Genomic DNA, 13404 nt, shown 5'->3' on the forward strand with positions numbered 1-13404 from the left:
GGGGGCGAGGGCTTGATCCAAAGAGTCCTCCGAGAAGGTGATTTTCCGTGAGTCAACAACAGCGTCCGAACAACGTCTCGATCGACGACATTCCAGTCGACGTATCGAACACCCAATCAGGCGAGGTCGATCCCGCTGAGGTACCCGAGGAGATCCGGTCGATCACCCGTGGACTCGCGAGCGAGCAGCCGCCGACGAATCCGCTCGTCGTCCTGAAGGCCGCCCGCTGGTGGTATATACATGGCAAGGGCGGAACCGATCCCGCGTTCCAGTGGGCCATCGAATGGGCACGACACCTCGCGACGGACACGCCGAGCGATGTCGACCAGTTCGATGCGTTCCTCGAGTATCTCGTCACGATCAGCTTCGCTGACGAGAAGGCGGCGCTTCGATAACCGATCCCCATTCACATTGCGGGGTGTTTGACCGGGCACTATCTCGAACAGAAACGAGTCTGACTGCAACCTGCCCAGATAGGAGGACGTGTACTTAGAACTGGTAGCACACAACGTCTTCTCCACCACAGGTCGGACACGTTTCGGCGTCCTCGGAAAGGGTCGTTCCGCAGTGGCGGCACTCATACAGAGTGGATGTCGTGGACGTGCGAGTACCAACGACCCCGCGGAGCGTTTCGACGAGACCCATCCTCCCGGTAATTGTATCGCACTGGTTGTTAATCCCAGCTTCCGATAGCAACCCCGGCATAAACCCCGCAGTCGCGCCGTCGTTTATTGTGCGCCCCCGAGGGGTGCGGCGCGTCCTGACTTCTCGGAGACATCGTCGTACTCGATGTGATGCAATCCATGCTGACAACCAGTGAGTCGGAGGTCTCGTTCGAGGAGACCGACACCCGACACGACGAGATGCACAGTACCATCGAAGACTGGATCGACGAGCTCATTGCAGACGTCGGTGAGGCAAAAGCCAGCCAACAGTTCCAGAAGTGGCTCGATGTCCAGTCCCGATTCCATGACTACTCACATCGCAACACCCTCCTGATCAAACTCCAGTGTCCCGAGGCGACCCGCGTGGCGGGCTACAATACGTGGAGATCGGAGTTCGACCGGCACGTCCAAGAGGGCGAACAGGCGATCTGGATCTGGGCACCCATTATTACGAAGCAGTGCCCCGAGTGCGAGAACTCACCGAGCTACCACGAGCAAAGCGACTGTGACTATGACGAGACATCGCCCGAGGAGTGGTCGAAAGGACTGGTTGGATTCAAACCAACGGCAGTCTTCGATGTGTCTCAAACCGAGGGCGAACCGCTCCCCGAACTGGAAACCGAGGCAGCTGGTGACGCCAACGACCTGGTGCCAGCGCTCCTCCATGCGGCAACTACGCTCGATATCGACGTCCGTGTCGTTGACGCTGCCGAGTGGGAGCATGGCGACGCGAAAGGCGTCTGCAAACACCGGACTCTCCACGAGGGCCAGCCCGTCGTCGAAGCGAAAGCCCGCTCAAATCAGGCCGATCTCGCGGTGACATTGGTTCACGAGTATGCCCACGCGCTGCTCCATTTCGATGTCGACGACGAGCCCGAGCGCGCAAAACGCGAGGTCGAAGCGGAAGCCGTTGCGTACATCGTCGGGCGGTATTTCAACCTGGATACGAGCGGGTCAGCGTTCTATCTTGCCGCGTGGCAGGACGACGATGCGGAGAGCATTCAGGAGCGTCTCGGCCGGATCAGTTCGACCGCTCAGGAGATCATCGACACAGTTGTAGAGGGCTGAACACCCCCTCCCCGGCTGTTAACCAACGCCTTGGGTACTATCCCACTCTGTTGGTTAATTCGTTCGGCGTCCCGACCCCGTGTGTTTCGATCGGTCCCGAGACATACCCATCGACAGTCGATGTTATCGTTCAGAATCGATTCGGCGCTGCTGGTCACGAAGGAACTCGACGACAGCATCGATATCCTGGTCGGGAACCGTTTGCTGTTCGAAGACTCCTTTGAATGCGTCCGCGAAATCCTCCGACGTGAGGCGGTTGAGGACAGTCTCGATGCGACCAGCGAGCTTCTTGGATTTCCCGCGATGCAGATGAGTCGCGATCCGGTCGAAATCCGCGCCAGCAGCCAGCACCACCAGATCCCGAGAGTCTGCCTTGCGGCCACTGTGGAGTTTCACCGCGAACAGCAACTCCCGTTCCGGAATCCTGGCTGTTACCGGGCGCCCGGTTCGCAGTTCCTCGGTGACAGAGTGCTGGGCCAGATAGCGATACGACCATTCAGCTTCCGTCTGGCGACAGCCCAGCGCGTCCACCATCGCGTCGAACTGAACCGGATTCCCGATATCTTTCGTAAACCGGATAGTCCGGCCCTCGTAGAGCTCGTTTCGCTCGACATCGGCCGTTTTCTCGTAGCCGCGGTCGGTGAGAAGGTCCGTGTAGTCGTCGACCGCTTGGGCCGGAATGACGACGTCGACGTCCGTGGTGAAGCGTTGATTGAACGCCGCGATTGCCCACCCACCGACGAGGACGTATGGCAGGTCAGCGTCAATAACGGCCTCCAGCGTATCCAGCAGCTCGTCTTCGCGTTCACCGAGACTCATACGTTCAAACGCGGATCCTCGTGGGACGCGTCAATATCGCGGTCATATTCATCGGCGATCATCTCCAACGCCGGCTCGTAGTTCACCCGGTACTCCAACATGTGCTCGATTGCCTCGTCCAACGGAATAACCGGATTGCCGTCAACCCACTCGCGAGTGATCTCCCCACTCGTCGGGAACAACACGTACGAGACGGTCGCGTCGTAGTCGGTCGCATCCGGCCGCTCTTCGATCCGGCTCGGAATCCCGAACTCATCAAAGAATGCCGTCCACTGCTCGACGTCTTGGTCGGCGACCTGGATGAAGATCGGATAGTCGTCGTGGCCGCGGGCGATCTGATAGCCGCCGTGGGTCCAGACGTAGACGCCGTCGATTTTCGTGTACGCAAAGGGCATCCCGGCGAAGTGCGGAATGACGTAGCCGTCGTCGATCGAGGGAGGAATCGAGCGGGAAATAGCGGCGACGAGATCGTAGTAGCGATCCCTGACAGCGTAATTCTCGATGTAGACGCCGCCCTCACGCCGGATGAAGCCTGCGTCCTCCAACCGCTCGATCCAGTCGTAGACCCAGGAGTAGGAGCCGTCGATCTTCTGGGCGATTCGACGAATCGAGTCGCCCGGCCGGGCCGCGACCATGATTTTCGCCGCGGTCACGTCGACGTACTCCATCATCGCTAGTTATCGGTATCGCATCTAACGGTATTAGTCTTGTCCCCCGTATTCCCTATGACGTTATCGCTATACAGATATACTATTCTTGGCTCCGGTAGTCCGATCCGGCTCAGCATTTGAGCAGAGGTCAATTAACCAACAGAGGATGCGACTGATCGCTATTCGTTGGTTAAGTTTTTCAGCGCCCGCCGAGGGGCGGAGGCGCAGTCCCGTCTCCACCGACCCATGACCGACCAATATCTAACGACCGTTCTCGACAAGGCAGAGCGAGTCGCAGAGCACCACGAGCAGGTCGCCCAATCTTCGGATCATCCGGAACACGAGTATCTTCGGTACGCCGTCCTTCGGCTGCTCGAAGGCAAGGCTGACGAGACATCGGTGGAAGTACCGCAGATTGACGGCGTGACTGTCGGCTACGGAGAGGACGACGCGATGTGCAACAGCTGGGACGACGACGTCGAGTGGTGGGAGACGGTTCCGCCGCAGGAGGCATGTACTCGCTTCCGGGTATTCTACCCCGACGAATACGACGCTGTTCCGCGAGTCATCGTCGACGTGATGGCAGCACTCGGGGCGTGGCGTGTCTGGATCGGGAGCGCTGCCGACTGTGGCTCCTACGACCATCGCGAGCGGCGGGAAGTCCACTATCTGTGGCCGGAGGGGCATCCGGTCGAGGCCCTGCTTGCGAATCGGCTCCAGGATCCCGAAGCTGCGGTTGCCCCAGACGGTGGCCGCTCCGGCGACGTGCGCGATCGGATGGTCGTCACGGAGCACTCGCCCCAGCACGACGACCTCGAGCCGCGAACCAGCCGTGCCGTCGACGAATCGATGGCCGTCTCGCTGCTCGAAAAGGGTGGCCGCTATGAGATCCGATCGGCGTCCGGAAACTGGTATGAAGTCGACGTGATCAGCGAGTCGTGTACGTGTCCAGACTGGCGGAAGCGTACGCCCGAGGGCGGCTGTAAACACCTCCGGCGAGTCGATCAAGAGATCAAGCAGGGGCGGGTCCCACGACCTGATGGGCGTCTCCCCTCGAACTTGTAGAATCGCCCAGCGTTCGAGATCTCCCGTGGCTACTGTAACATCAGACGAAACTCCTTGATGGAGAGTTTCGAGTAGTGAGACGGCTGCTGGAGAACCGATGAGAACAGTTGGCAGCGGCTTAACCAACAAAACTATGCAGTTTGCGCCTGTGTTGGTTAACACAGATCGGCCCATGTCCTACGAGCCACCGACGCCCCCAGCGGACCTCCCCACCGACGTCATCGACACACTCAACGGCTATTCACCCGAGCTGCTCCGAGACGTTTCCCACTATGCCGAGGACCTCGCCGAGCATCGCGAGCGCGAGGCCCGCCTTGCCGAAGCGGAGGAGGAAGACGAGATCGACGAGCGACCCGATGACCTCCCCTATGATGTCCCGACGAAGGCGACGATCACGATCAAGGAAATCAACGACAACCGCTACTACTACTGGCAGTGGCGGGACGGCGACAAAATCCGTTCTCAGTACAAAGGTCCCGTCAATCCTGACGGATAGACGAGATAACGCCACAGTCGGATGACCGATGGTTCAGGGAGACACCCCGTCTGCGAAGTGAAAGACGGGAGCTGTTAGCGCTCGGGTCGCGGGGCAGTCTCGTACCGTTCGATGTCGTCGGTCTTCTCCACCCGGTCGTAGATCTCGCGAAGCGTGTCTTGTGCCCGGAGGAGTTTGTGCTCATCGAGGAACTGCCGACCACTCCCACTGATTCCGTAGAACTTGTACGGGAGGTCGTTCCTTCGGCAGTCCTCGGGCAGGAGGACTTCCTCGACGATGCCAGCGTCGACGAGTTGCTGGAGGTGCTGACGAATCGTCGTCTGGCTCTTGCTCGGGTTGACGTAGTCGAGTTCCTTCAGCGTCGGCAGTTCCGACGGATGCCCGAGGATGTCCTGGAGGAGCGCGAATCGTGTCTCCTGGGTGACGACGTTGAGCCGCTCTCGAACGGACTCCAAGTCGCTTGGCGGATGATCGGACGTACTCATTACACCACATTTCGTGTAGTGCGTGCAAAAGCGTTTCGCTCAAATACGAATCGGTCTTTTGCGATACGGTCACCGATGTATTCGCCACATTGAAGCAGGGTACGGGAGAAGTCCCGGGTAGATGAGTGAGGAACCGGTTACTGTCGATGAACTCGCCGAGAAAGCCGACGAGTATCTGCACGAGGCCTCACTCACACCGGAGGAGTACGAAGCGCTCAAACAGAGTGTTGCGGAGCTCACGCCGATCTTCTCAGCTAAGAATTCGTATTTCGTTCTCGGCAGCTACGGGAAACCCGAGATCCGTCGTCTCCAGCTCGTGAAAGATCGCCTCAACCGGCAGCCCGGTGCGTACGCGTTCCTGATGGTCGACATTCGAAGCGAGTGGACGAATACCTACCTCAAGTTCCGACTGCTCGCCGATTACACGGACATCATCGTGGGTGTCGCCGAACACGCCCAGGGCGGCTTCCTCGTCGAGCAGGGCTACTTTACGGCTCTCGAGGAGTACTTCGCGAAGACTCACGTGTTCAAACGCGAGTATGACTCGTTGGATGCGGACGCGATCGACACGAACGTCGACGTCGATAATCCCTACAGCGGAATGCAGACCGCGATCTTCGAGATGCTCGACGAGGCTGGACGTCTCTGTCGGTGGACGACTGAGGACGATCTGGTCGAGTGTGCCGAGGCTCTCGTGAGTGATCTGGAATACCCGTAGACAGAGACGAATCGGTAACTCACACCCCCGACGTTTCTGTCGTTTCTCCACGAAATCCGGTTCACCGATGGCCCAGACAACGAATGAACTCTAACAGGAAGACACCCCCCGTTTTCGAGTAGTAAGTGCGGGGTGAATCCGTGCAAGATTGGAACTTCGAACCACGAATCCTTTCGGGATGAGTAGTCCACTGGAGAGTGATTACAAATGCTCGTAAATGAAATTTTGTTTAGATGTTGTCAGACACTCCACTATTGCCAGTAAAATCGGAGGACAAGACGCTATTAGATGAAATTGGCAACGGTGGTCCTGGTAGTAACTAGTCGGATTGATTGGGGCAGGGGGTTACTGGCAACACCGGAGAGGGTACTGGATAAACTGGCACTGACGGTTGCGCGGTTACTGGCAAAAGTGGAGAGGGTATTGGCAGTACTGGTGTTGGCGGTTGAGAAGTTACTCCAGAACCCGATGCCGCTTGGCAGTTTCACGAATATCGTCGAGCTCTCCGAGTTCACTTTCGAGTGCGTCGAGGGCCGACGACAGGGAGACATCAAGCTCGTATTCGTTGTAGTTTCCGCGTCCACTCGACGAGTCGACCAACCGTAAAATCCCGTGGAGGCTCAAATCCGACAAGTGGTCGTGTACCCGCCTGCGTTTCAGTGGTTCACTACCGTGATTTCGAAGAACTGCTTGATATCGCTCATAGATCAGTTTCGTTCGTTCAGGCGTTTCACCTTCTGCCGCTAGCTGGCAGACAGTCAGGAGCACATACTGCCCCTGCCGGGTCAACGAATGCATCCCTTCGACAACCTGTTGTCGCTGGATCTGATGCTTGGCCTCCCGAACGTGGTCTTCGGTGATTTCCGCCTCTCCACCCGCCATCGCGTCGTTCTCGGCGATATCGGCTGCTTTCCGGAGTAACCGTAACGCCTGCCGAGCAGATCCCGAGTCCTGTGCAGAGAATGCGGCGCACAGTGGGATTACATCTGATTCGAGGACATCGTCGTAGAGCGCGATATCGGCTCGCTGCTTGAGAATATTCTGCAGTTCAGTCGCGTCGTACGGAGGGAACAAGATTTCCTCTTCGCAAAGAGTGTCCTTGACTTTCGGAGAGAGGTTTTCTCGGAACTTGAAGTCGTTCGAGATGCCGACCACACCGATTTTCACATCGAGATCCAATTGCGAGCGTGCTCGTGGAAGCTCGTACAGAATATCGTCATCCGAGCCGATGTTATCGATCTCGTCCAGAACCACGAGAATAGTCCCACCGATCGACTCAAGGTCGTTGTAGAGTTCGTTGAAGATGCGTTTTTGTTGATACCCGGTTTCGCTCATCGGTTCGCGCGAAGACGAGACTGTGGTGAGAGGGTGAGAAGGAGAGCGAATCTCGTTCACGAGATTGACCGCTACCTGATAGGATGTGGTGCAGCCAGTACAGTTGAGTTCAATAACGTTGAGATCGACGTCGTCGTACTCTCCGGCGGATTCTTGCAGCTCCTCAAGAAGATCGTGCGTAGCAGCTGTCTTCCCGACGCCGGTAACGCCATACAGAAAGACGTTGTTCGGTTGCCAGCCCTGAATGACAGGACGGAGAGCGGCCGCATATTCGTCGAGTTCTTCGTCCCGCTCCTCGAGTGTCTCTGGCTGGTAATCATCCCGGAGGACGTCTTTATCCTGGATGATGAACGATTCTCGATTGAATCGGCCCATAGGCGGACTCAAGACGAAGAGCCATCATAAAACCAGGGGTTCCAGTATCACCACTAACCCACCACTCGGACCAGTTATGCCAGTACCGCCCTCGGTTATAAAACACACACACTCCACTATTGCCAGTAAACCTTTGCAACAACTGGAGGGGGTCGTTGACCCCCTCTCTAATTAGCGGTGCTTTTAATACATTGTATGTTAAACCGAATCCGTACTAGTGAAAACTCGACTAGCTATAGTAGGTTTAGATAACAGTAACTAGACTAGAGACGTGGCATCTTCTGCCCTCCTGTCCATTCTCCCCTCGTTACTGGCAATGGTGGAGTGAGAGAGGTACTTAAACGACGGTGTTATTGGCAATACTGGCAACTCTGGTTACCCTTTCCCTGCTACCATCGTTGCCTACCCGATATTCCAGTCGAAATCTACCCTTCCCGACACCAATCGATCGATGACCGTGGACCTCTTTTCACATGTTTCGCTCGTTCCCACTTCCCGATGATGACCGTTTCTGAATCTACTCTCCGTGATCCCTACCGTTCATCGTGATTCGAATTTCGACCGATACAGATCATCGATTAACCAACAAAGCGCATGTATTGACGGTATGTTGGTTAACTATTCATGGCCTATGCTCGATTCGCGGTCGGCACTCAGTACTAGTACCGTGATTTCGGCGTTTCGCGATTCCGCAAGGGTTCGTTTGATTGCCGCTCGATCTCACCCAATCGGAGACAGGATATTACTGCATTGGCGACGCAGTTTCCGAACCGACGGGTGAGTACTCCCGGTCCCGGCTCGTGCCTTCCGCATCAAGGAGGTTGTACTGGACCATCTTGGAGAGATACGTCCGCACTGTCCGTTTCGTCCGAGGATCGTCGACCTTCTCGGTATAGCGCTCGTGAATCTCGCTCGGCCCGACCGGGCCGTGCTCGCGAACGATGTCGTAGACGACGCGCTGGTGCGGCGTGAGCGAGTCGAGACTCTTCTGCTTGATCTGGGCCCGAGCATCCTCGGCGGCGTCCAGGAGAATATCGTCGGTGATGCGCTCGTGGTTCTCGCGATCGGCCTTGCCGGCGGCCGTTCGGAGGATACCGATTGCGAGACGGGCGTCGCCGGCGGCCGCGTCGGCGATCCGGTAGAGCTGGTCGTCGGTGATGACGTCCTCGTCGAGCCCCATTTCGCCCGCGCACTCAGAATGTCGTACAGCTGCTCGTCGTGGTACTTGTCCATCCGGACGTGCTCGCTGGAGCGCAGCCGGCTCACGAGGCGATCGTCGACGCGGCTGAACAGCTCCTCTTCCTTGTTCGCGATGCAGATGATCGCGAATTGCGGGAGGCTGTGGAGGTCGTAGATGACGCTGGGGTCCTCCAGTTGGTCGACCTCGTCGAGGATGACGACGGTTCGCGGGCCGTCATGCTGCTGGAGGCGGTCGACGAGTTCGTCGTGCGGTGTCGACTGCCGGTGGATGTCGATGGTGGCGCCGAGGTCGTCGAGGATCTGGTAGAGCGTCCGGAATCGGGTGTAGTTGCGCCAGCAGTTGACGTAGGTGGTCTCGACGTCGAGGACCTCTTCCCGGAGTCGTTCGGTGACGAACTTGGAGATGCAGGTCTTACCGGTGCCGCTGGGGCCGGTGACGATGGCCGTGTCGGTGGGTTCGCCGTTCGTGATGGGCTCGAGGACGCTAGAGAGATGGTTGACCTCAGCGTCGCGATGCTCAACTTCCCGAGGGACGAACCCGGCGCGGAGAACGCGAGCATCGCGGATCATCGTTACTTGATAGACTGATTTTCTGGCTAGTACTAAAAACGTGACCGGGGTGTTTCCGGAAAGTACTATTCAATCTCAGTTCAATCCGAGTTTGACCACGCTGTGATGCGGTTCGTTTTGAGGAAACCAAGCATTTCCGGAAACACCTGAGGTCGAACGTAATGTGGCGTTTGGCAAGGCAATGCCACGTCAATCATACCCCAGTGCTTCAAAAAACCGCGATATCATAGTCGCTGTCTTGTACGTGACGAGCATCTGGTTGCCGGAATTGTACTTTTCAGCAAACCAGTCCACGACATCATACAGTAGCTGTGCTTCGGCTTTGTATGTCGAGTCCATTCAAAATCGTACTCTCCGTCCGGGGACAGGACGACGGGGGAGACGTGTCCGATACGATAGCAACGGGAATTCAGTGTTCCGGTCGGTTGAACTACGGTTCAGGGGCGGCGAAAATTGTTTCATTGTCGAGAGCGACACGGTCATGTCATAGGTGTCACAATACCCCACCTCAAATTCCAGTAATTTACCCAACACGACAAATTTTTAATAGCGGCCAAGGGGATGGATAATGGCGCCGTGACTGGTTAAGGGATAGAACAAAGTATCCTGTATAAGAAAGAACCCAATATCCTTGCCGACTAATCAGCACTCTCTCTTCGACGCGGACCTAGTGGATGAGTACTTACAGCAACAGGAAGTCGAACGCCCAGTCGATACCGACGACATTGTTGATGCCGTGGAAGGCTGGACGGGAACGAGCACGTCACTCACTGAGCGCAACCTGCAGCAATCGTTCGTAAGTGACATTTTCAGCGATGTACTTGGATACACTCGACCGCGCGGCAGCGCCGGTGAATTCCAGCTCCTCCCTGAATCACTCTCCGAAGGCGGTGACGGGTTCCCCGACGTTCTACTCGGTCACTTCGAACAGGACGACGGGGATCTCACTGAAGACGTCAGGAAAGTCGTCGGAGAGCTGAAAGACCCGGGGACGGACCTCGATAAAGTCGATCCATCGCGCCTCAAATCACCGGTGGAGCAGGCATTCGAGTACGCGATCACGAACGGTCTGTCCGTTCGGTGGGTTGTCGCGTCGAACATGGAAGTAGTCAGGTTGTACCACCACGGCAGTATCGACCATTACGAGGAGTGGGAGATCGACGAGTTCCTTGACGCCGACGGTGAGTTGACCGAGACGTTCTGGGAATTCTACTTCATTATGCACCGACGGTTCCTAATCGGTGAGGATGCCGATTCGGACATCGAGGACCTCATGGCGCAGAACCTGTCCGAACGGTTGGAACTCACCGAGGACTTCTACCAATTCTACCGGGAAGCTGTGGAGGACGTGTACGAGGAAATTATCAACGAAGCCCCGGAACTCGGCGAATCCAGCGACGGGCAACTCGCCGCGATTCAAGCCGCTCAAACCCTGATACACCGCGGTCTCGTAATTTGCTTCTTCTCAGACCACCCGTCCGGACTACTCCCGGACGACCTGCTTGAGGACGTCGTCAGCACCGGCGCGACACTCCCGACGCTGGACGACCGGAAAATCTACCCGCTCATTCAGGATATGTTCAGAGTCATCGACACTGGGAGCCCGGACGAGTACCCGTACGATATCTTCGGGTACGACGGCGGGTTGTTCGAGGAGGACGAAGTGCTGCAGTCAGTGACCCTCCCGGACGAGTTGTTCACTCGGGAATACGAGATCGGGGATACGACGATTAACGGCGTGTACGGGTTCTACGAGTACGACTTCCACCAAGACCTGAATGAGCACGTTCTCGGCCGTATCTTCGAGGAGAGCGTGGGTGATATCGAGCAGGTGCGAGCGAACCTCGCAGAAGGCGAATCGAACCCGTTCAGCGGTGACCGAGGGGACTATGGCCTGTACTTCACGCGGGAGGGTCTCACCGAGTACGTCGCCGAGCACGCGATACAGGACCTTCTACAGGACAAGCGCACGAAGATTCGGGACGAGTTAGACCTTGAGAACGGGGAGATGGAGATGGAGAACCCCGACAAGGAATTCCTTGAAGCCTACCTGAAGGAAATTGTCAACATCCGAATCGCGGACATCGCGTGCGGGTCCGGTGCGTTCCTGGTTTCTTGTTTCAACCACTTGAGTCGTGAGGCGCGACGGGTGCACGAAAAGCTCCGATCCGCACGAGCGACCGGATCCGACGGTCACTACCAAGTTTCACTTGAATCGTACGAGCAGACTGAAATCGACATTCTCGACAAATCGCTGCATGGTAACGACCTGCTGCAGGAAGCGATTGAAATCTCGAAACTCTCCGTGTGGCTACGCAGCGCGCGGAAGAATACGTCGCTCGGTATGCTTACTGGGAATTTCGCGTCGCAAGACGCACTCGACGGTGAAATCCAATTCGAAGACGAGGATGAAACGCCCGGATTCGGCGAATTCGACCTGATTATCGGGAATCCGCCGTGGGGCGGGCAGGTGAGTCCCGAAGCCGCGGAGTGGTTGAGTGACGAGTTCGGCGACGAATTCGACGTCGATAATCTCGACACGTACGAACTGTTCATTCTCGTCGCACTGAAATACTTGAACGACGACGGACGGTTAGCGTTCGTACTCCCGCAAACCCTGTTGAATCCGGACCACTCCGGTGTCCGCGAGCACTTACTGGAGAACTACACGTTCGAACGGTACCATATGATCGGAGCCGACTGGTTCGGTCCAGAAATCCGGATGAACACCACGACGCTGCAAGTCCGGAACGAGGATCCGAGCGACGGGAATACGTTCCGTAGCATGACGCTCGTAGACGATGACCGGCGAGCGGCGATAGAAGGTGAGTTGAGCCTGTCACAGCTGGAGTCGGCGTATTCATTCGATATCCCGCAGGACCGGTGCATCGAGTCCGGGGAGATCGAGCCGTTCCGCTACACTACAGACGACGAGATACTCGGGACGATGCAGTCGAACTCAATTCCGCTCGGTGCGTTATGTGAATCACACCGCGGAGTTGAGCTTAACAAAGCCGGGCACATCATTCAGTGCCCCGCATGCGGAGTGTGGATGCCGCCGCCGCGAGGACGTGACCCGGACACGAAGAAAACGTGCCCCGACTGTGAGACTGAATTCGAGTACCAGAACAAGCTCGGGGAAGAGTACATCGTTTCCGACGACCCGGCAGACGGTGATGTGACGTACATGGACGGGGATTCCTTCGGGGAACGGTACGATCACTTGACGCTAAAAGGGTTAGACACCGGGTACAACGGAATTCAGTACAAGGACGAGGAGATCTATCGCGGGGATAAAGTGTTCATCAGGCAAGCCGGTGTAGGTCTGTCCGTCGCGTACCACGGTGATCCCGTGTACTGCCCGCAAAGCGTCTACATCTACAAAATCCGGGACGACCGGAGTGAAATGCGGAACTGGTACGTTGACATTGACCCTGATGACGAGGAGTATGACGGGAAGTGGACCGTCCCGGAGAATATCCCAGACGGATTGAACACGGAAACGTACCACAAGTTCCTGTTAGGCGCGTTGAACTCCCGCGTATTCCATTACTACGTGTTCAAACGGTTCGGTGAAATTGATGCTGCGCAGGCATTCGCTAAGCTGACACAGACGAAAATCCGGTCGCTCCCGATCCCTGTTGCGAAGCTAACGACAGAGGAGGGCGTGGAGACGGCAGAGAAAATCGCAGAGTGTGTCGAGGAGTTGCTGGCCGGTGACGGGGAGTTAGGTGGAGAAACGGACTGGAAGATCGAGCAAGCACTACAGGACTTGTACGGTCTCGACGGAAGCGACATGGTCCATATCTCTAACCAGATGGGTCTCGTCGCGTATCATCAAACGATGCAGGAGCTGTACCCTGATGGGAAGCCGCCGGCACCGGAGCGGAAGCAGGACGTGACGTTGAACGTGGACGCCGCGGAAGCGGCCGAAGCGGACGATTAGACGGCGACGCGG

Annotated in this window: 10 protein-coding genes and 1 pseudogene; 6 read left to right on the forward strand and 5 right to left on the reverse strand. The window is 57.0% G+C overall.

Going from position 1 to position 13404, the window contains the following annotated elements; genetic code table 11:
- The first annotated feature begins 47 nt into the window (after positions 1-47).
- Positions 48-395 (forward strand): DUF8013 domain-containing protein, encoded by a 348-nt coding sequence (locus MUG96_RS21145; protein ID WP_246989493.1) that lies wholly within the window; start codon positions 48-50, stop codon positions 393-395.
- A 408-nt stretch (positions 396-803) separates the two neighbouring features.
- On the forward strand, positions 804-1733 hold the full coding sequence (locus MUG96_RS21150) for an ArdC-like ssDNA-binding domain-containing protein (RefSeq protein ID WP_246989494.1): 930 nt from the start codon (positions 804-806) through the stop codon (positions 1731-1733).
- Between the two features lie 123 nt (positions 1734-1856).
- On the opposite strand, the gene MUG96_RS21155 is transcribed toward MUG96_RS21150, so the two are convergent.
- Positions 1857-2552, reverse strand: a complete 696-nt coding sequence (locus tag MUG96_RS21155; RefSeq protein WP_246989495.1) for a nucleotidyltransferase domain-containing protein — start codon at positions 2550-2552, stop codon at positions 1857-1859.
- A complete protein-coding gene (locus tag MUG96_RS21160) occupies positions 2549-3220 on the reverse strand; it encodes a helix-turn-helix domain-containing protein (protein WP_246989508.1) in 672 nt (223 codons plus the stop codon). The genes MUG96_RS21155 and MUG96_RS21160 overlap by 4 nt, the downstream gene beginning before the upstream one ends.
- A gap of 228 nt (positions 3221-3448) precedes the next feature.
- Here MUG96_RS21160 and MUG96_RS21165 point away from each other — a divergent pair, with 228 nt between their 5' ends.
- Positions 3449-4267 (forward strand): hypothetical protein, encoded by an 819-nt coding sequence (locus MUG96_RS21165; RefSeq protein ID WP_246989496.1) that lies wholly within the window; start codon positions 3449-3451, stop codon positions 4265-4267.
- A 172-nt stretch (positions 4268-4439) separates the two neighbouring features.
- Positions 4440-4763 (forward strand): DUF6788 family protein, encoded by a 324-nt coding sequence (locus MUG96_RS21170; protein ID WP_246989497.1) that lies wholly within the window; start codon positions 4440-4442, stop codon positions 4761-4763.
- Positions 4764-4837: 74 nt separating this feature from the next.
- Here the strand turns inward: MUG96_RS21170 and MUG96_RS21175 are convergent, their stop codons facing one another.
- Entirely contained in the window at positions 4838-5248 is a 411-nt protein-coding gene (locus MUG96_RS21175) for a helix-turn-helix domain-containing protein (protein ID WP_205252785.1), read from the reverse strand.
- Between the two features lie 121 nt (positions 5249-5369).
- Here MUG96_RS21175 and MUG96_RS21180 point away from each other — a divergent pair, with 121 nt between their 5' ends.
- Positions 5370-5966 carry a DUF8170 family protein gene (locus MUG96_RS21180; protein WP_135306295.1) on the forward strand — a complete coding sequence of 199 codons (597 nt, stop codon included), beginning with the start codon at positions 5370-5372 and terminating at the stop codon, positions 5964-5966.
- 453 nt (positions 5967-6419) lie between these two features.
- Here MUG96_RS21180 and MUG96_RS21185 read toward each other — a convergent pair whose 3' ends face one another.
- Together MUG96_RS21185 and MUG96_RS21190 are read right to left on the reverse strand one after the other, a co-directional pair.
- Positions 6420-7676: an orc1/cdc6 family replication initiation protein gene (locus MUG96_RS21185; protein WP_122106730.1), complete on the reverse strand. Its 1257-nt coding sequence runs from the start codon at positions 7674-7676 to the stop codon at positions 6420-6422.
- A gap of 742 nt (positions 7677-8418) precedes the next feature.
- Positions 8419-9446, reverse strand: a pseudogene (locus MUG96_RS21190) (Cdc6/Cdc18 family protein).
- Positions 9447-10116: 670 nt separating this feature from the next.
- Here MUG96_RS21190 and MUG96_RS21195 point away from each other — a divergent pair.
- Positions 10117-13392, forward strand: coding sequence for an N-6 DNA methylase family protein (locus MUG96_RS21195; protein WP_246989498.1), 3276 nt, complete (start codon positions 10117-10119; stop codon positions 13390-13392).
- The last annotated feature ends 12 nt before the right edge of the window (positions 13393-13404 follow it).

This window comes from Halorientalis marina, from assembly GCF_023028345.1.
Classification (GTDB): Archaea; Halobacteriota; Halobacteria; order Halobacteriales; family Haloarculaceae; genus Halorientalis; species Halorientalis marina.

Bases quoted from the DNA above. Each gene is read 5' to 3' on its own strand.
- MUG96_RS21150 (WP_246989494.1), top strand. From the start codon at position 804: ATGCTGACAACCAGTGAGTCGGAGGTCTCGTTCGAGGAGACCGACACC.
- MUG96_RS21155 (WP_246989495.1), bottom strand. From the start codon at position 2,552: ATGAGTCTCGGTGAACGCGAAGACGAGCTGCTGGATACGCTGGAGGCC.
- MUG96_RS21175 (WP_205252785.1), bottom strand. From the start codon at position 5,248: ATGAGTACGTCCGATCATCCGCCAAGCGACTTGGAGTCCGTTCGAGAG.
- MUG96_RS21165 (WP_246989496.1), top strand. From the start codon at position 3,449: ATGACCGACCAATATCTAACGACCGTTCTCGACAAGGCAGAGCGAGTC.
- MUG96_RS21180 (WP_135306295.1), top strand. From the start codon at position 5,370: ATGAGTGAGGAACCGGTTACTGTCGATGAACTCGCCGAGAAAGCCGAC.
- MUG96_RS21160 (WP_246989508.1), bottom strand. From the start codon at position 3,220: ATGGAGTACGTCGACGTGACCGCGGCGAAAATCATGGTCGCGGCCCGG.
- MUG96_RS21170 (WP_246989497.1), top strand. From the start codon at position 4,440: ATGTCCTACGAGCCACCGACGCCCCCAGCGGACCTCCCCACCGACGTC.
- MUG96_RS21185 (WP_122106730.1), bottom strand. From the start codon at position 7,676: ATGGGCCGATTCAATCGAGAATCGTTCATCATCCAGGATAAAGACGTC.